At 69.9% G+C, this 18643-nt stretch carries 18 protein-coding genes; 13 read left to right on the forward strand and 5 right to left on the reverse strand.

All coding sequences use genetic code 11. The features are described from left to right. Positions 1–6 precede the first annotated feature (6 nt). Positions 7–609, reverse strand: a complete 603-nt coding sequence (locus B1L11_RS15480) for a hypothetical protein (protein WP_079315126.1) — start codon at positions 607–609, stop codon at positions 7–9. Between the two features lie 444 nt (positions 610–1053). Continuing rightward, entirely contained in the window at positions 1054–1680 is a 627-nt protein-coding gene (locus B1L11_RS15485) for a TetR/AcrR family transcriptional regulator (RefSeq protein WP_218671147.1), read from the reverse strand. Between the two features lie 106 nt (positions 1681–1786). Between B1L11_RS15485 and B1L11_RS15490 the strand changes: the two genes are divergently transcribed. The 9 genes from B1L11_RS15490 (at position 1787) to B1L11_RS54000 (ending at position 12070) form a co-directional block, all read left to right on the forward strand. Continuing rightward, on the forward strand, positions 1787–2374 hold the full coding sequence (locus B1L11_RS15490; RefSeq protein ID WP_079315127.1) for an NADPH-dependent FMN reductase: 588 nt from the start codon (positions 1787–1789) through the stop codon (positions 2372–2374). Further along, positions 2371–3513, forward strand: a complete 1143-nt coding sequence (locus B1L11_RS15495) for an erythromycin esterase family protein (protein ID WP_079315128.1) — start codon at positions 2371–2373, stop codon at positions 3511–3513. Before B1L11_RS15490 ends, B1L11_RS15495 begins: the two co-directional genes overlap by 4 nt. A 159-nt stretch (positions 3514–3672) precedes the next feature. Continuing rightward, positions 3673–5337: an extracellular solute-binding protein gene (locus B1L11_RS15500; RefSeq protein ID WP_079315129.1), complete on the forward strand. Its 1665-nt coding sequence runs from the start codon at positions 3673–3675 to the stop codon at positions 5335–5337. Continuing rightward, on the forward strand, positions 5334–6329 hold the full coding sequence (locus tag B1L11_RS15505; RefSeq protein WP_372974678.1) for an ABC transporter permease: 996 nt from the start codon (positions 5334–5336) through the stop codon (positions 6327–6329). Before B1L11_RS15500 ends, B1L11_RS15505 begins: the two co-directional genes overlap by 4 nt. After that, a complete protein-coding gene (locus tag B1L11_RS15510; protein ID WP_079315130.1) occupies positions 6326–7237 on the forward strand; it encodes a carbohydrate ABC transporter permease in 912 nt (303 codons plus the stop codon). The genes B1L11_RS15505 and B1L11_RS15510 overlap by 4 nt, the downstream gene beginning before the upstream one ends. 71 nt (positions 7238–7308) lie before the next feature. After that, on the forward strand, positions 7309–9213 hold the full coding sequence (locus B1L11_RS15515) for a beta-galactosidase (RefSeq protein WP_079315131.1): 1905 nt from the start codon (positions 7309–7311) through the stop codon (positions 9211–9213). Continuing rightward, positions 9214–9627 (forward strand): hypothetical protein, encoded by a 414-nt coding sequence (locus B1L11_RS15520; RefSeq protein ID WP_079315132.1) that lies wholly within the window; start codon positions 9214–9216, stop codon positions 9625–9627. A 442-nt stretch (positions 9628–10069) separates the two neighbouring features. Further along, complete coding sequence (locus B1L11_RS15525; protein ID WP_204051784.1) at positions 10070–10468, forward strand: STAS domain-containing protein; 399 nt, start codon at positions 10070–10072, stop codon at positions 10466–10468. Positions 10469–10621: 153 nt separating this feature from the next. Continuing rightward, positions 10622–12070 carry an aminotransferase class I/II-fold pyridoxal phosphate-dependent enzyme gene (locus tag B1L11_RS54000; RefSeq protein WP_079315134.1) on the forward strand — a complete coding sequence of 483 codons (1449 nt, stop codon included), beginning with the start codon at positions 10622–10624 and terminating at the stop codon, positions 12068–12070. 40 nt (positions 12071–12110) lie between these two features. Here the strand turns inward: B1L11_RS54000 and B1L11_RS15535 are convergent, their stop codons facing one another. After that, entirely contained in the window at positions 12111–13289 is a 1179-nt protein-coding gene (locus B1L11_RS15535; protein ID WP_256862572.1) for a glutamate--cysteine ligase, read from the reverse strand. 257 nt (positions 13290–13546) lie between these two features. Here B1L11_RS15535 and B1L11_RS15540 point away from each other — a divergent pair, with 257 nt between their 5' ends. Together B1L11_RS15540 and B1L11_RS15545 are read left to right on the forward strand one after the other, a co-directional pair. Then, positions 13547–13921, forward strand: coding sequence for an STAS domain-containing protein (locus tag B1L11_RS15540; protein WP_079315136.1), 375 nt, complete (start codon positions 13547–13549; stop codon positions 13919–13921). Between the two features lie 75 nt (positions 13922–13996). After that, positions 13997–14455, forward strand: a complete 459-nt coding sequence (locus B1L11_RS15545) for an ATP-binding protein (RefSeq protein ID WP_079315137.1) — start codon at positions 13997–13999, stop codon at positions 14453–14455. 878 nt (positions 14456–15333) lie between these two features. Here B1L11_RS15545 and B1L11_RS15555 read toward each other — a convergent pair. After that, positions 15334–15582 carry a hypothetical protein gene (locus B1L11_RS15555; protein WP_079315139.1) on the reverse strand — a complete coding sequence of 83 codons (249 nt, stop codon included), beginning with the start codon at positions 15580–15582 and terminating at the stop codon, positions 15334–15336. 23 nt (positions 15583–15605) lie between these two features. Further along, entirely contained in the window at positions 15606–16652 is a 1047-nt protein-coding gene (locus tag B1L11_RS15560; RefSeq protein WP_079315140.1) for an NAD-dependent epimerase/dehydratase family protein, read from the reverse strand. Positions 16653–16873: 221 nt separating this feature from the next. On the opposite strand from B1L11_RS15560, the gene B1L11_RS15565 reads away from it, so the two are divergent. Beyond that, positions 16874–18286: an NERD domain-containing protein kinase family protein gene (locus tag B1L11_RS15565; protein WP_079315141.1), complete on the forward strand. Its 1413-nt coding sequence runs from the start codon at positions 16874–16876 to the stop codon at positions 18284–18286. 55 nt (positions 18287–18341) lie between these two features. After that, positions 18342–18643 (forward strand): response regulator transcription factor (locus B1L11_RS15570; RefSeq protein ID WP_143737295.1); only part of this gene is annotated, 302 nt, incomplete at its 3' end.

Consider the following 18643-nt stretch of genomic DNA (forward strand, 5'->3'; position numbering starts at 1 on the left):
CGACGCTCATGGGTGACCCGCGCCCAGCAGGCGGCCGATCCAGCGGTCGAGGGGAAGCAGGTTGACCCCGACGATGATCGGGACGTGTACGAGCGCGAACACGATCGTCGCGCCGAAGGAGATCGGCCCCCCGGTGAACAGGTTGATGTGCGGCGCGTCGATGACCTCGGGGATGCCGACCGGGTTGACGACGAACCACATGAGGTCGAGGAAGCCCGAGAACACGATGAGGACCCCGCTCACCATGATCTTCAGGCAGCGGCCCGGGGTGCCCCCGCCGATGCGGTAGGCGGCCGCGACCGTGAGCACGATGCCCGGATAGAGCAGCAGATAGAGGTGCGTGTAGAAGCTGTCGCCCTGGGCCCGCGCGCCGTCGCCGTAGTAGAACCAGCTGATCCGCGGGATGAGATAGCCGGTGAAGAAGACGAACGGGACGTAGAGCAGCCAGTTCAGCCGCGGCGACACCCAGGGGAAGACCGCGATCGCCACGCACAGGCAGGCGAACGCGACGAGCTTGGCCACCAGTTCCCAGGGCGAGCCGATCTCCCTGGCGTGCGGCGTGGCCAGCCACACGAAGACGAAGCCGAGCGCCCCGACGGCCAGGGCCATCCACCACAGGTGGGGCGCCCAGGGGCGGGAGCCGGCGCGGACGACGTCCGCCGGAACATTTCCGTCGAGACGCGGCCGAGACGGAGGACTTTTGCCGAATGCCGTCATGAAGACGCGGCACCTTCCTTCCAACGTGCCCTTCGGGCAGGCGTGCCGGATGGCGCTGCGGAGAATGCAGCCGGAAGCGCGGGAGCGCTCCCACGCATTATGTCACTCCCATTCGGAAATTCGTCCGCAATATCAAATATTGGGCATCAGATACCGCCATTTGCGGCATATGCGCTGGTCACGGGCACTGCAGGGCGAGGAAATTGTACTGGCGGGTAGTTGAATTCCGCGCTATCGCCGCCGATTCATCGCATTACGGACAATGTCAATCGCGTTTGCGGGCCTCTGTCAATTTTGGACCGGTCCTATTCCGCCGGACACGATCACATGACAGGCTCAGCGCTTGTAGCCGTAGAGAAAGGCCCGCACCCCCGCGGTGACCATCGCTCTGAGCGCGTCCTCGTCGTGCAGGGCGGCTCGGTCGGTCAGATTGTCGGCAGAGATGAGCAGCATCAGGTGCCCTGCGGCGCGTACGGGGTCATCGATCACGAGGTCGCCGCGCTCGGCGATGCGGCGTAGCCGTTCGGCGAGTTCACGCCGGGTTCGGCCGGGGCCGGTCTTCCGCCAGAGCGCGAGCGCGGCCGGCGGGATGTGCTCCATCTCGGCGTTGATCTGGCGGATGAGCGCGAAGTGCGGAGCCAGGTCGGAGGTCAGCACCGCGAGCCAGGCCAGCCCGAAGTCGACCAGGTCCGCTTCGAGGTCGGCGACCTTGCTCAGGTGGCGGTCGATGATATCGACCATGGTGTCGGCGACGCGCTGCGTGCTCTCCTGCATCACCGTCTGGAACAGCTCGGCCTTGTCGGAGAAGTGGTTGTAGATGGTGCGGTTGGATACGCCCGCCTCGGCGGCGATCGCGTCCAGGCCGGCACGCGTGTAGCCGTCACGGGCGAACAGCGTCAGCGCCCCGGCCACGATCGCCCGGCGCTTGTCGGGCAGGCCGGCCGACTTCCTTCTCTCCGTCACGCTCGCTGAGGCTACTCGATTACACCGGTGCTTGCATTCGATACACCGATCGATGTAATTTCTACGCCGATCGGTGTAACACAACCCTCTGATGGAGGAGACGTCAATGACCAAGATCGGAATAGTCGTCGGCAGCACGCGCCCACGCCGCCGCGGCCGTGCCGTCGCCGAGTGGGTCGCCTCGGTGGCCGCTCAGGAGAGTCCGCCGGCCGACTTCGAGATCGTCGATCTGGCCGACTTCGCGCTGCCCCTGCTGGATGAGACACACCCGGCGGCATCCGGTCTGTACGAAAACGCGCACACCACCCGCTGGGCCGAGGCGATCGCCCGCTACGACGGGTTCGTGTTCGTCACGCCCGAGTACAACCACTCGATCCCCGGCGCGCTGAAGAACGCCCTGGACTTCATTTACGCGGAGTGGAACAACAAGGCGGCCGGCATCGTCGGCTACGGCTTGCACGGCGCGACGAGGGCCGCCGAACACCTCCGGCTGATCCTGGCCGAGCTGAAGGTCGCCACCGTGCGCACGCAGGTGGCGCTGTCCCTGCATCACGACTTCACCTTTTCCGCCCCCACCGAGGCGGGCGACCTCACTCCCGGCCCGCACCAGCACAAGACCCTCACTGCCCTGCTGGACGACGTCGTCGTCTGGTCGCGGGCGCTCCAGCCGGTCCGCGAAGGAGCCCTGACATGACCGCCGCACCCAGCCCTCTGTCTGAAACCGCGCTCGACGAGCTGGCGGACGCGATCGCCACCGGCGCGACGGTCGCCGGGCTCGGGGAGTCCACGAGGTTCGCCCACGAGACCTTCGGCGTACGCGACGAGCTCTTCCGCCGGTTGGTCCGCAGGCATGGCTTCCGGGCACTGGCTCTGCAGGATGACGCCTCAGTCGGCGCGATGCTCGACGCATACGTCACCGGCGGCGCGGGCACGGCCGCATCCGCTCTGGAGAGTGCCTGGCGTCCCTGGCGCACCGCCGAGATGGCCGCGGCGCTCGACTGGATCCGCGCATTCAACCAGGACCACCCGGACGACCCCATCCGGATCCTCGGGGTCAAGCCCGCGCAGGCACGGCCCGCCGACTACGACGCCGTGCTCGAACACGTCCGCCGCGCGGCCCCGCACCGGCTGGCCGAGCTCGCCTCGCACCTGGAGCCGATCCGTACCGCGCACGAGATCGACGAACACGTGCAGCGCGCGCGTGGCCTGCACCCGGGCCGTCCGTTCGCCGAGCACGCCCGCGATGCGCTCGCGATCGTCGGGCACCTGCCCGGCGACGCCGTCCTGCCCCGGATGCGCCTCATCGTGGACTTCCACGAACGCAGCGTCGCCGGACGGGACGACTACGCGGGCGACGCCCAGACGTGGGCCGAGACGATCACCGACCACCAGCGCAGGACCAGTCACCGCGTGGCCTACTGGGACGGAATCGCGCACACCTCGGCGTCGCCGACGACCCTGGGCCTGGCGCCCCAGCGCGGCCCCCAGCCCACGGTCGGCGGGGTGCTACGCCGTCACTACGGCGAGGGGTACGTGTCCGTGGCGATCGGCTTCCACCACGGCGATCTCGGCGTCGCCACCGTCCCGGAGCCGGCCCCGGACTGGCTGGACTCCCGGCTCGGCGCGGCGGACCGGCCCGTCCACTGGCTGGACTTGCGTGCCGGCGAGCCGCGCCGCCGATGGGACGGACCCGCCAAGGTCCGCGTCATCAGCGGCGTCTACGACCCCTCCCGTGACGCCGCCGAGCACCTTGCCATCGCCTCCCTGCCCGAGGCGTTCGACGTGCTCGTCCACCTGCGGCAAGTGTCCCCGGTACGGCGGCTGCCCGCGTGACGCCGCACAGGCGACATGCCCATCGTGTACGCCGCATCCTGGCCCGAGCGATCTCGTGACCGCGTGAATGTTTCATGGAATCTTGTCGCCGTCGCGCTCACGAGTTAATTTGTTTGGCTAATTGACGAACTAAATCGATTTCCCGGAAGGATCGCAGCAATGAGCCAACCCCCCGGCGGCCCCCTGACCAGCCGCCGCGGATTCCTCGGGATCGTCGGCGCGGGCGCGCTCGCCGCCGCAGGCCTCACCGGCTGCGCGGCCAAGAAGGAAGTGTCCAAGGGCACCGCCGTCGCCGCCGACAAGCTCAAGGGCCTCGTACCCACCCGCGTGCCGTTCCAGGTGGCCGGCCTGTCGCCCGACCTGCCGGGCAGCGAATTCGTCGAACCCGGCTTCCTGACCAGGCCGGGCACGATCGTCCAGGCCGTCACCGCCAAGCCGATCACCAGCGGCACGGAGGTGAAGGTGATGACCCCGCTGTGGGGCACCGTCCCTCCCGGCCTCGGCGAGAACTCCTACTACGACGCCGTCAACGAGCGACTCGGCGGGGTCGTCCGGTTCAACATCTCCGACGGCAACACCTACGTGGACAAGCTGAACACGATCCTCGCCAGTGGCGACGTGCCCGACATGATCCAGATTCCGGGCTGGAACCTGATCACCATCGCCCACTTCACGGAGGCTGCCAACAAGCTCTTCGCCGACCTGTCCCCCTATCTCGCGGGCGACAAGGCCAGGGAGTTCCCGCTGCTGGCCAACTACGACACCGCCGCCTGGGAGTACGGCGTGTTCGGCGGCGTGCTCCAGGGCATCCCGTGGCAGAACGCGCCCTATCCGTTCGCCACGATCGTCCGCCAGGACATCCTCGACGAGCTCGGCCTGTCCCGTCCCAAGAGCGCCGACGACCTGCTCACGCTCGGCAAGGAGCTGACCGACCCGAAGAAGAAGCGCTGGGCCTTCGGCGGCATGGACCAGGAGGTCCAGCGGGCGTTCGGCGCCCCGCGCGAGTGGCGCAAGCAGCCCGACGGCACGCTGATCTACAAGTACGAGACGCCGGAGTGGCAGCAGTCCATCGAGCTCCTGACGAAGCTGTTCGACGCGGGATACGTCCACCCGGACGTCGTGGCCAACCAGTTCGCCGACCACAAGGAGCCCTTCGGCAGCGGGCAGATGGTCATGTACAAGGACGGGCTCGGCGCGATCCACGAAATCCTCGGCCGCTACCTGCCCGGCAACCCGAAGATCAACGTGCGGGCCGTGGATCCGTACCCGGCCCACCCTGGCGGCAAGGTCATCGTCTGGCGCAACGAGCCGGCCGGCATGTTCTGCTTCATCAAGAAGGGTCTCGGCGACGCCCGCACCCGCGAGCTGCTCGGCATCGCCAACTGGTGCTCCGCGCCGTACGGCACGCAGGAGTACGACCTGGTGAACAACGGCGTCGAGGGCAAGCACTTCACGGTCAAGGACGGGCAGGTCCAGCAGACCGCGCTCGGCCGCAAGGAGGTCGCCCCGACCTACATGTTCCTGTCCGGACGGCCCGGCGCGATCACCGAGAACCAGTATCCCGGCTACGTCGAGGCGTACCACGGCTGGGAGAAGACGGCCTCGCAATACCTGGAGAACGACCCGTTCGTCGGCATCCGGGTCGAGGTGCCGTCCAAGATGGCCGCTCTGGTCAAGCCGACCGAGGACAAGATGAACGAGATCTTCCGCGGCAAGCGGCCGATCTCGGAGTGGGCCACGATCGTCAAGGACTGGCAGGAGCAGGGCGGCAACGAGGCCCGCGAGTTCTACATGAAGGTCGCCAGGGAGAACGGGCGGCTGTGAGCGCCGACGCGGACACGAGGAGCGTGACGGAGGTCCGGCCCGGGGCGACCCAGGCCGGACCGGCCGTCGGCCCGCGGCGGGACACCTTCGCCGCGCGGCTGCGCCGGGACTGGCCACTGCTGGTCATGGCCGCGCCGATGCTGGTGCTGGTCACCGCCTTCTGGTGGATCCCGGCGCTGGGAAACGTCATCGCCTTCCAGGACTACAACCCGTTCACCGGCGGCATCCTGGGCAGCCCGATCATCGGTTTCACCAACTTCGCCGAGCTGTTCGGCGACCCGCAGTTCATCCGGGCGGTGGTGAACACGCTGGGCATCACCGCGTTCCAGCTCGTCTTCTACTTCCCGGTGCCGATCGCGCTCGCGCTGCTGCTCAACAGCGTGGTCTCCGGGCGGCTGCGGGCCTTCATCCAGGGCGTCGTCTATCTGCCCCACTTCTTCTCGTGGGTGCTGGTGGTCGCGATCTTCCAGCAGATGTTCGGCGGCGCCGGCCTCATCGCGCAGATCCTGCGCGACCACGGGCACTCGGGCATCGACTGGATGACGAACTCCGACACGTTCATCCTGCTGGTCACCGCCGAAACGGTCTGGAAGGACGCCGGCTGGGGCACGATCGTGTTCCTCGCCGCGCTCAGCACGATCGACCCCAACCTGTACGAGGCCGCCGCCGTCGACGGGGCCCGCCGGTGGCGCCGGATGTGGCACATCACGCTGCCCGGGCTGCGGCCGGTCATCGTGCTGCTGCTGATCCTGCGGCTCGGCGACGCGCTCAACGTCGGTTTCGAGCAGTTCATGTTGCAGCGCAGCGCGGTCGGCAGCAAGGTGTCGGAGGTCTTCGACACCTTCGTCTACTGGTCCGGCCTGCGCACCGGCGACTTCGGGTACGGCGCGGCGGCCGGCCTGTTCAAGGGCCTGGTCGGGCTCGCGCTCATCCTGGCGGCCAACCGGGTGGCGCACGCCCTGGGCGAGCGGGGGGTGTATTCGCGATCATGAGCAAGACGAAGGTGTCCGGGCTCGCGCCCTGGGAGGAGCCGGGCTCGGTCGCGGGCCGGATCGGCAAGGGCGGCGTGCTCGCGCTCATCGTGCTCGCCGTGCTGCTGCCGCTCTACACGATCGTGCTCACCAGCCTGTCGTCGGCCGAGACGGTGAACCGGGTCGGTGGCCTGGTGCTGGTGCCTGACGGCATCACGTTCGACGCGTACCGCCAGATCTTCTCCGACAGCGTGGTCAGCCGCGCCGTGCTGGTCAGCACCGGCGTCACCGTCGTAGGCACCGCGGTCAGCCTCGGCGTGAGCGTCCTCGGGGCGTACGCGCTGTCGCGGCCGGGGACGCTGTTCCACCGGCCGATCCTGTTCTGCGTGCTGCTGATGTTCGTGTTCTTCCCCGGCCTGATCCCGACCTACCTGATGGTGGCCTCGCTCGGGCTGAAGGACACGTACTGGTCGCTGATCCTGCCGTCGGCCGTGTCGGCGTTCAACGTCGTCGTGCTGCGCGCGTTCTTCATGAACATCCCGCGCGAGCTGCTCGACAGCGCCCGCATCGACGGCGCCGGGGAGTTCCGCATCCTGTGGCGGATCGTGCTCCCGCTGTCGAAGGCGGTCACGGCGGTCATCGGCCTGTTCTACGCGGTCGGCTACTGGAACGCCTGGTTCAACGCCATGCTGTTCATCGACGACACCCGCAAGTGGCCGCTCGCGCTGATCCTGCGGTCGTACGTCGTGGACTCCAACCCGCTGCCGACCGCCACCGTGGGCGTGAACGGCTTCGGCCACGTCGCGCCGCCGACCCTGGCGATCAAGATGGCCATCGTCGCCATCGCCGTGCTGCCCGCCCTGGTCATCTATCCGTTCGTGCAACGTCACTTCACCAAGGGCGTCATCATCGGCGCCATCAAGGGCTGAGGCCCTTTCCCCAGACCGACGCCCCGCCGCACCTCCCACCGGCGGGGCGTCGCCAAAAGGAAGGCACGTGCATGCGGCTCTGGTACGGCGGGGACTACAACCCGGAGCAGTGGCCCGAGGAGGTCTGGGCCGAGGACGTCGCGCTCATGCGCCGGGCCGGAGTCAACCTCGTCACCGTCGGCGTCTTCTCCTGGTCGCGGCTGGAGCCGTCCGAGGGCCGCTACACCTTCGGCTGGCTCGACCGGGTGCTCGACCTGCTCGCCGACGGCGGGATCCGGGTGGACCTGGCCGTCCCGACCGCCTCTCCCCCGCCATGGTTCTCCCTGGCGCACCCCGACGCCCTGACCGTCACCCGGGACGGCGTACGGCTCACGCACGGCAGCCGCGACACCTACTGCGTGAGCGCCCCGGCGTACCGTGAGGCGTCGCTGCGGATCACCCGCGCCCTCGGCGAGCGCTACCGCGACCATCCCGCCCTGGCCATCTGGCACGTGCACAACGAGTACGGCACGCCCTGCCACTGCGACCACGCCGCCGCGGCGTTCCGGGCCTGGCTGCGGGAGCGGTACGGCGGCCTCGACGCGCTCAACGAGGCCTGGACGACCGCGTTCTGGGGCCAGCACTACTCGGACTGGGCGCAGATCACCCCGCCCCGGGCGACGCAGTACCTTCCCAATCCGGCGCAGGCGCTCGACTTCCGCCGGTTCGTCTCGGACGAGATGCTCGCCCACTTCACCGAGCAGCGCGACCTGCTGCGCGAACTGACCCCCGGGGTGCCCGTCACCACCAACTACGTGCTGGCCGGCTGGGCCAGTGTCGACCACTGGAAGTGGTCGCGCGAGGTGGACCTGGTCGCCGTCGACGACTATCCCTCGGGGCGGGGCATGGCGGCGGCCGAGCAGACCGCCTTCGCCGCCGACCTGGCCCGGTCGTGGGCGGGCGGGCGGCCCTGGCTGCTGATGGAGCAGGCCACGGGCTATGTTCTGGGCCCACGCGCGTCGCCCAAGGAGCCCGGCGAGATCGCCAGGCACAGCCTGCAACACGTCGCCAGGGGCTCGAAGGGCGCGATGTTCTTCCAGTGGCGGGCCTCCCGCGGCGGCGCCGAGCAGTGGCATCCGGGCATGCTCCCGCACACCGGCCCGGACTCCCGCGTCTTCCGTGAGGTCTGCGCCCTGGGCGAGGCGCTGGAGCGGATCCCGGCGCCACCCGACGAGCCGCCCGTCGTCGAGGCGGAGGTCGCGATCCTGTGGGACGAGGAGGCGTGGTGGGCCGTCCAGGGGCCCGGCCTGCCGTCCACGGAGATCGACTACCTCGCGGCCGTCGAGCAGGCCCACCGGGTGTTGTGGCGGCAGGGCGTCGCCGCCTGCTTCGCCCATCCGTCGCACGATCTGCCGGCGTACCGGGCCGTCCTCGTGCCGAGCCTCTATTCGATCTCCGACGAGGCCGCCCGGAACCTCGCGGCGTACGTGGAGGGCGGCGGCACGCTCGTCGTGTCGTTCTTCAGCGGGATCGCCGACGAGCACACCCGGATCAGGCTGGGCGGCTACCCGGGCGCCTTGCGCGAGATCCTCGGCATCAGCGTGGAGGAGTTCCGTCCGCTCGCCGACCCGATCGAGTTGCCGGAATTCGGCCGCGCGACGGTGTGGAGCGAGGTCGTCCACCTGGACGGGGCCGAGGTGGTCGCCCGCTACCCCGGCGGCGGGCCCGCCGTCACGCGCCACCGCCACGGCGGCGGCACGGCGTGGTACGTCTCGACGCGGCTCGACGACCCCGGCTACGCCCGCGTCCTCGCCCGCGCCGGCCTGGCCGGGAGCGGCATCCCCGGCGTCGAGGTCGTACGGCAGCGGGACCGGGTCTTCGCCGTCAACCACACGGAGGACGAGCAGCCCGTGCCGCTCCACGGCACCGACCTGATCACCGGCAGGCCGGTCGACGGCAAGCTCGGTCCCGGGGGCTACGTGGTCGTGCCCCTATAGATGTCGTACGGGGATCCGGGGCGCCTCGGCCTCGGCGGCCGGGCGGCGGTGGCGGGGGATCTCGGTGGTCTGCTGCGCACTCTCCGGCTGTCCGGGCTGCGGCTTCTCCGGCGCCTGTTCCCGCGCGGGCGGCCCTCCGCCTGGTGGATCTCGTTCTCCAGGTCGTCCACCGTCGGCGCCTCCAGCATGCGCGGCACGATCGCGGCCCCGGCCCGGGGGACGGCCCAGAAGCTTCCGGTGCGCTCGCCGTACCAGACCATCCAGCCGGGCGTCCTGTCCGCCAGTGCCCGCGCCGCGTCCCTGCCCGCGGTGATCTCGTCCGCCATGCCGATCCTCCCGTTCGACGTACTTCCGAGAACCGGCCCTCTACCCGGCCGCGGACGGGTCAAGCGCCGATCCCTGGCGTTCCTGTGACCTTCCGGATGGACCGGTCAGGTTTGCGCCATGGACACGGCATGGTCGGTAATGCGTTCATCAAGAAGGAATGGGGAGAGTAAGCATTTTTCGAGAAAGGCGGGATATGCCTCGTTTATCTGGCTAGCTGGTATGTTGGAAGAGTTCCAGTCTCCACCTCGGCGAGACCGGGCGGGCCGCACCGGTCACCGCGTCCGGGCACCCTCCTCCGGCGATCACCCGCGGGCCGCCGGCCCCTACGGGACAGGGGTTTCCGATGATCCCGGGAGGTTCGGGACACATCACCAAAGATCGCTACAAAGCCCGCCTTCTTTACCTATTTGCCACATTCTGGCGTACAGGTGGGATTGCCAGACGGACTCGCATACCATCGACCGTCGCGCATTACCGGGACCTGACACTCCGCCGGGTAGCGTCGTTCAAGACAGTACGCCCGAAAAATATGGATGAAGGCGCGTATATGACAACGCAGCAGCTCGAGATTACTGTGAGCGATCATCAGCCGGCCGTCGTGGTCGCGCTGCGAGGTGAACTCGACATCGCCAGCGGGGACACGCTCCGGAGGGCGATCAGGAATCTTGTCCGCCAGGGTCGCGTCAAGATCGTGGTGGATGCGTCCGGTCTGCGGTTCTGCGACTCCTGCGGCCTGGAAGCGCTGCTGGACGCCCGGGACGACATCGAGAAGGCCGCCGGTTCGATGCGGCTCACCGGAGTTCACGGCATCTTGAAGATCGTCCTCGAGGCGACCCGGCTGCGCGACACGTTCGTCATCGACGGCACGCCCGTCGAGGCAGTCGCCGCTATGGTGGTGACAGCCTCACAGCACGTGTCCATGGTCTGAGTGTTCGTGGTCTGACCGTTTGACCTCCGGCCCCCGCCCTCTCCTCGAGGGCGGGGGCCTCTGACGGCCCGCCGCGGTCGTTTGTGCATGTCAGGTCCGGGTACGCGCGGACGAGGGGAACGGCCCCACGTCGTTCTGGGGAGGAACACGGACATGGATCAGTCCCGCGCGCCCGTGCTGGAGGCGCTCACCGCCTATCGCCGACGGGGAGACATCAGCTTCACGCCTCCTGGCCACAAGCAGGGGCGGGGGGTGGATCCGCGGGTTCTGGAGGTCCTGGGCGAGGACCTTTTCAGGGACGACGTGATGATCATGAACGGCCTGGACGACCGGTTGCAGAGCAAAGGCGTCCTCGAAGAGGCGCAGCAGCTCATGGCGGAGGCGGTCAACGCCGAGCAGGCGTTCTTCTCCACCTGTGGCAGCTCCCTGTCGGTCAAGAGCGCGATGCTCTCCGTGGCCGGGCCAGGGGAGAAACTGCTGGTCGCACGCAACGCCCACAAGTCGGTCATCTCGGCACTGATCCTGAGCGGGGTCGAGCCCGTCTGGGTGCACGGGGACTGGGACGGCGATCTGCACATGTCGTATCCGCCCACGCCCGAGGCGGTGGAGGAGGCGTTCAAGGCGGCCCCCGACGCCAAGGGCGTCATCGTCGCCAGCCCGGTGGACTACGGCACCTGCGGCAACCTGGAGGGCATCAACGAGGTGTGCCGCAGGTATGACCAGACGTTCATCGTGGACGAGGCCTGGGGCGCCCACCTGCCGTTCCACGAGGACCTGCCCACGTGGGGCATGAACGCCGGGGCCGACCTGTGCGTGACGAGCGTCCACAAGATGGGCAACGGGCTGGAGCAGAGCTCGGTGTTCCATCTGCAGGGCAACCGGGTGGACCCGGCGGTGCTCAAGGCCCGCGAGGACCTGCTCGGCACGACCAGCCCCTCGACCCTGATCTACGCGGCGCTCGACGGCTGGCGCAGGCAGATGGTGGAGCACGGCAAGGACCTGCTCGACCGTGCCCTGGAGCTCGCGGAGTCGGTCCGCACGGAGATCGGCAAGATGCACGGCCTGTGGGTGCTGAGCAAGGAGAACACCCGCGCCTTCGACATGGACCCGCTGAAGATCGTCATCGACGTGTCGGGGCTCGGCGTCGACGGCTACCACGCGGCCGACTGGATACGCGAGCGCTGCCACGTCAACCTCTCGCTGAGCGACCACCGCCGGGTCAGCGCCGAGATCACCGTCGCCGACAGCGAGGAGACGGTCGGCAGGCTGCTCGACGCGCTGCGCGCCCTGTCGTCGGCCCGCGACCTGCCGCCCGCGGCCACGATCGACGTGCCCGAGCCGGGAGAGCTGGAGCTGGACGTCGCGATGCTGCCCAGGGACGCGTTCTTCGGGCGGGTCGAGATCGTGCCCACCGGCCAGGCGGTCGGCCGGATCGTGGCCGAGATGGTCACGCCGTACCCGCCGGGCGCGCCCGCCCTGTGCCCGGGCGAGCGCATCACCGAGCCGGTGCTGAGCTACCTGACCACCGGGCTCGAAGGCGGCATGAACATCCCGGACGTCAGCGACCCCAGCCTGAAGACGCTGCGCGTGGTCGCGGAGTGACGGGAGCGTGACGGGAAGGCCCAAATCAGGACCAGCACGGTCAGGCCCAGCAGGAGACGGCCGTCTGCGCCATGAGCAGCTCGGCCACGTCACCCAGCCGGCCGCGCCGCGCGTACGCCGCCCGCTGACGCGCCGCCCCCGATCCGCTGTGCCGTACGCGGTCGAGCTGGAGGGTCAGCGGCTCCCAGTCGCCGTTCTCCTCCAGCACCGGCCGCACGTGGTCGAGCAGGCGGTCCACCAGGCGCCACGCGGGAGTCCGCGCGCCGCTCCCGCTCAGCAGGTCGAGCGCCTCGCCGTCCACGCCGTCGCGGGCGGCCCGCCAGTAGGCCGCCCGCAACAGGGTGTCCTCCACGTCGGGGGCGGGCACGCCGGCCCGCACGTCGCGCAGTGCCGTCTCGGCCAGCCCCCGCACCAGTCCGGCCAGCAGCACGGTCTCCCCGGCCGTCGGGCACACGTCCGCCGCGCGGATCTCCAGCGTCGGCACGTGGTCGGACGGGCGGACCAGCCAGTAGATCATCTTCCGGTCGAGGATCGTCCCCCCGGCCAGCATGCCGGCGACGAGGCTCTCGTAGTGCTCGGCGGAGCGGAAGAACGGCGGCGGCTCCGCGCTCGGCCACCTGCCCATCATCAGCGCCCGCCAGCTCGCGTAGCCGGTGTCCCGGCCGTCCGCGATCGGCGAGTTCGCCGCGAGAGCCTGCAGGACCGGGAGCCAGGGCCGCAGGTGGTTGCTGACCCGCACCGCCTCCTCACGGTCCGCGATGCCGACGTGGATGTGGCAGCCGCAGACGCCCTGACCGTCCATGACCGCCCCGAACTCGCGGAGCATGGCCTGGTAGCGAGGGCACGACGACAGGGGCGGCACTCCCGGGTTGCCGTCCAGCGCGGTGCCGCACGCGATGAGCGCGAGCCCGGCGCTCGCGGCGGCGTCGGCGGCGGCGCGGCGCATCTCCAGCAGGTCGCCGTGCAGATCGCGCAGGCTGGTGTGCACGGCGCTGTTGCTCTCCAGTTGGAACTGCGTCAGTTCGAACACCAGCCGGTCCGCCCCCGGTCCGGCCGCCCGCTCGCGGATCTCCCGCGCCGCCGGGACGACCCGTCCGGTTCGCGGGTCGGCGAGCAGGAACTCCTCCTCGACTCCGAGCGTGAGCGTCGCCGGACTCACGGTTGCCTGCGCGACGAGGGAGGGTCCGTGCACGGTGTCGAACTGGACCTCCCTTGTCACGTCTGGCATATGCGGTCTTTTCAGGAGGGGTCCAGTCGGTCAGTCCCCCATTCCCCCCGACCATCGGGCGAAAAACCCCATATGGCGTTTCTTGACCGTCCAGCTTGACCATCGCATCCGGGGGCTTTTCCCAGGCCGTACGCTCCGGTCGGGGGGCGTCGCTGCTCTAGACTGGCGAACCTGGCCCTCGGCCAGGCCCTGTCCCCTGTTCCCCCCACCGCCCGACCGTCCCCGCAGCGTCCGCCGAGGTGTGCTCCGTGACCGCCACCGTCGTACTGACTCCCGTGTCCGCCCCCGTCGCCGACCACGTGCTGGTCGTCGCGCTCGACGGCGCCCTGGACTACACGAACGCCGAGCGGCTGCGCCGGGACGTCGAGGCGGCCCTCGGCGAGGAGCACCGCGAGCTCGTCCTCGACCTGAGCGGCGTGAACTTCTGCGACTCCACCGGCATCCGGATCCTGCTGTCCGTACGGAAGCTGATGCAGGAACGCGACGGCGCGGTCACGCTGGCGGCCCTGAACGCCCGGCTGGCGAGGATCTTCAGGATCACCGGACTGATCAGCGCCTTCACGGTCGCACCGGACCTGGCGGGGGCCCTCGACGCGGTCGGCGCGCGGTCGACCCCCAGGTGAAGGCAGGGAACGGGTAACGAGACGGTAGCCTCGGAGACATCGGGCGGCAGACCCAGACAGTGGCGAGGAGGACAGGTGGTGGATCACCGCCGGCAGTGGCCGATAACGGATGATCTCGCGGCGCTCCGCGAGAACATCCAGCGGTACGCCGTGCAGGCGGGCCTCACCGGCCCCCGGCTGGACGACCTCGTCATCGCCGCCAACGAGGCCGCCATCAACGTGCTCGAACACGGAGGAGGAGCCGGCACGCTGGCGATCTCCTGCGACGGCGGCGTGCTCGCCGTCGACGTCGCCGACCACGTCGGCGTACTGCGGCCCGGCGCCGTGCCGAGCGAGCGGCCCAGCGGCCGCGGCGACCGCGGCTTCGGCCTGTGGCTCATGGGCGAGTTGTGCGACTCGGTGACCATCGACCAGGTCCCCGGCCAGTCGACGATCCGGCTGTGCATGCACGTCGGCGACGGCGCCGTGGACGACGGGGGCCCCGCCGCCGGCAGCGGCGCCGCCTCGCTGGGGCGCAGCGCCCACCCGGTCTGACCGGGCACCTCCCCCTATCTCTTGACCTCTGCCGCCAAGCGGCGGCCCGTCGCGGACCCAGGCGCGCCCGGGTTCCCCGGGGTTGGCCCCGGGTTGGCCCTGGTTATCGTCCCGATCCCGTAAACCGGGCCGTCACGGCTCTCCGGCCGCCTTAACCTGGGTCCGCGACCACCTCCTCATGGCTCCCGGACGGTTACCTGAGGAATGCCCATGACGCGGCGGCAACCGCGATCAGGGCGCAGAGGCGGATGGTCCGGGGTGTGCTGTCGACCACGTCCCGGACCGCTCTGGCCACCTCGCCGATCCACGAGCCGAACTCCGGGTCGTGAATCCGCCCTTCGTGACGGCGTCCCCCGCTCCCGCGGGGCCTGATAGCAGTCATCGGGGCCCCCTCCCCATATGCGCTGTCCGAGATCGCTGTCTCGGATCCGTCGGTCGGCCCGATCAGGAATCCGTTCCCGGCCGGGCGAAGCGCGCCATGGGCGAATCCCCGCCGCCGTCGCGCCGCCGACCCGGTAGGAGGGATTCCGGACCTTTCCCTGATGTTCACAGGTGACCCACCGTGCACGCAACGAATACGAGCGGCATTCGGGGTTCCGTACGAAGAGTGACGATCAGATCACAGCTTGCGATAGCTTTTGATCCTGATTTGTCCTTCAGAGCGAAGTTGTCTGTCCGTTTTGTCCGCAGCGCTTTCCGGAATTTTGGGTCAGCGCGCGACACGCCGTCATTTGTCTCAGAGGACGGCATCGGGCGGCATATCCGGGCCGCCCGCGCCCACGTCTCCACGACGTCCGGGACCGCGTACGGATGGGGGATGCCGAGACGATGTTACCGAACGTGACACCCTCGTCACGCATCAACGGCGGGCGGCGGGTTCAGGCGCCGAGGTCGCGCACGGTGTTCTCGAGGCACCGCGTGAGCGCCTCCACCCGCTCCTCCGTGACCGGCTCGTCGCCCTGGGCCTCGGGCAGGTCCGCGCGGCGCACCACCACGAGCCTGCGGTGCCTCTCGTCGATCTCGTCGAGCGGCAGCACGAGGCATTCGCCCCGGACGAAGACCAGCGCGACGTCCGGGTCGGCCGACTCCAGCAGCCGCCGTACGCAGTCGGGGTCGAGCAGCGCCATCGTTCCTCCCTCGCCGGTGCCCTCTACGGCCGCATGCCCACGCCCGTCGTGACCTCCTTGATCCGCTCCCGGCCCGAGTCGGGCGCGAGCGGCGGGGTCTCCATGCCCGCCCCGCGCCGCATGCCCTCGATCACCGCGCGCAGGGCGTCCACCGCGCTGTGCCGGGGCCGCCAGCCCAGTTCCTCGCGGGCACGGGTGGTGTCCATGATCGGGATCTGCAGGACCAGCTCCACCATGCCCGGCGAGGCGGGGATCAGCCGCAGGTGCCAGCCGGCCGACACCGCCGTACGCACCACCGCGGCCGGGACCGGCACCCGTCGCGCGCCGAGCAGGTCCGCCAGCACGGCCGGGTCGATCACGGGGTCGGCGGCGATGTTGAACGCGCCCCGCACGTCGCGGGTGAGCGCCAGCCGGAACGCCTCTCCGGCGTCCTGCGAGTGGAGCGCCTGGAACCGCAGCCGCGGCATGTCCGGCACGAACGGGATCAGCTCCGGCCGCACCAGCCGCTGCGGCAGGAACGGCCCGGCGAACAGCCGCCGCTGCTCGGTCGCGGCCTCCTCCTTGAAGATGAACCCCGGGCGCATCCGCACCACGCGGATGTCCGGGTGGTCGCGCTCGAAGATGTCGAGCACGCGCTCGATGTAGGCCTTCTCCCGCCCGTACGCGGCGTTCGGCCAGCCGTGGGTGGGCCACGACTCGTCGACGGGCGGATCCTTGGGCCCCGGCGAGTACGCCCCCACGGACGACGAGTGGACGAGGACCGAGACCCCGGCCCGGACGACGGCGTCGAAGACGCGCATGCCGCCGAGGACATTGGAGTTCCAGGTGGTGACCGGGTCGTGCGTGGGCTGGAACAGCCAGGCCAGGTGCACGACCGCGTCGGCGCCGGCGAAGATCGGATCGAGGTCGTCCCTGAAGATGTCTGCCGTACGCCATTCGGTCTTCGCCGGTTGCCAGCCCGGCATCCGCCTGGCCACCCCGACGATCGAGGTCACGCTCGGCTCGGACTCGAGGGCGGCGAGCACGCTCGTGCCGACGTTTCCGCTCGCACCAACCACGACAACTCGCATGAAATACTCCGTTTCCTGGCATCAGCCGCTACAAACCGCGATAGCGCCCATCCCCGACAAAGGGGTGATCATGCGCTCCGCGATCGCCCGGCTGGAGCGGGCCCGAAGATGGGGTTCCAGATTTCTCCTGGGACAATGCGGGGGAATCAGTGGTGGCGCGGGAATACCGCTACCTAGGAGGATTAAGTTCTCAATCTGGTCAGAGAGGCGGAGCAGCAGAGATGGCTCAGATCGTCGGTGGCGGACGCCCCGTCAATGACGCCGAGCGAAGGGTCATCGCGCACCTGCGGGACAACGCCCCTGACGACTGGCTGCTGCTGCACAACATCGAGGTTCCGCGCGGGGCCGACCTGTTCGAGGTGGACGTGGTCGTGCTCACCGGCCACTCCCTTGTCGTGGTCGACGTGAAGGGAGCCCGCGGCCGGTTCGAGGTGTCGGGCACCCGGTGGTTCCCCCAGCACCGGGAGGCGTTCGGCTCGCCGGTGGCCAAGCTGCGCGGCACCGCGCGGGCGCTGAAGGGCCTGCTGATCGAGGAGCACCGCGAGCTGGAGCGGTTGTACGTCGACAACGTGGTGGTGCTCACCGCGCCCGGAGCCGTCCTCGTCGACCCCAGCGGCCGCGACGCCCGGCACGTCACCACGATCGCCGGGCTCATCCCCATGCTCAGCGACGTGTCCCGGGTGCGGCACGGGTGCAGCCGCGACGCCGGGCCCTATCGCACCGCGATCATCGAGGCGCTGAACGGCACCGTACGCCGCTCGACCGCGCCGCCGCGCTTCGGCAACTGGGAGGTGGAGGAGCAGCTCGGCGGCGACAGCCGGGTCACCGAGTATCGCGCCGTCAACGCGACCGCCCCGACCAGCGGCACCGTGCTGCTGCGGGTCTACCGCGCCGACCCGATGGCCGAGCAGCGGCGGCGGGTGGCCGAGCAGCGCCGGATCGCCAACGCCTACCAGTCGCTCGCCAAGATCCCGCCGCATCCCTGCGTCGTACGCTCGCGGGACTTCTTCGCCATCGACGACGAGAGCCGGTTCGTGCTCGTGCTCGACGACGTCCACGGGCAGGCCCTGCACCTGCACCTGACCGGGCGCAGGCTGGGCATCGACGCCAAGCTCGGCGTGATGGAGGACATGCTGGACGGCCTCGCCCACGTCCACGCCAACAACGTCATCCACCGGGCGCTGACCCCCGCCTGCGTGCTCGTCACCGACGACGGCAACGCGCTGCTGACCGGCTTCGACTACGCCAAGCCCGGACCGCGCAAGCACACCGTGGCCAACGAGCTGCCCAACATCCTCGACGTCCACTACGTCGCCCCCGAATGCCGGGCGCGCCCCGACCGGATGACCCCCGCCGCCGACGTGTACTCGGCCGGGGTGATCGCCTTCCAGCTCCTCACCGGCGAGCTGCCCGCGCCCGGCGTGGACGCCGAGCCGGATGCCGGCGGCGTCGCCCCCGAGGTCATGGACCTCGTACGGCGGATGCGCGACCCCACACCGGCCAAGCGGCCCGACGCGGCCACGGCCCTCGCGGAGCTGCGGGTGGCCCGCGACGCCCAGCCCCGGCGGCGCGCGCCGTTCGGCGGCAGGATCAGGAGCGCCCTGCGCCGCCTGTCCCGCCACTCGGACCACTGACACACGGGACCTTCGTCACTGTTACGACCGGCAAAGGCAGGCTAACGTCCAGGTCATGATTCGGGTGTTTCTGGTGGACGACCACGAGGTCGTACGGCGTGGTGTGGCGGCGTTGCTGGACGCCGAAGACGACATCGAGGTCGTCGGCGAGGCGGGGACGGCGGAGTCGGCCGTGGCCCGCATCCCCGCGCTGAAGCCGGATGTGGCGGTGCTCGACGTGCGCCTGCCCGACGGCAGCGGAGTGGACGTCTGCCGTGAGGTGCGCTCGAAGGTGCCGGGGCTGGCCTGCCTGATGCTGACCTCCTACGCCGACGACGAGGCGCTGTTCAACGCGGTCATGGCCGGGGCGGCCGGATA

It is taken from the genome of Microbispora sp. GKU 823, from assembly GCF_002027145.1.
GTDB lineage: Bacteria > Actinomycetota > Actinomycetes > Streptosporangiales > Streptosporangiaceae > Microbispora > Microbispora siamensis.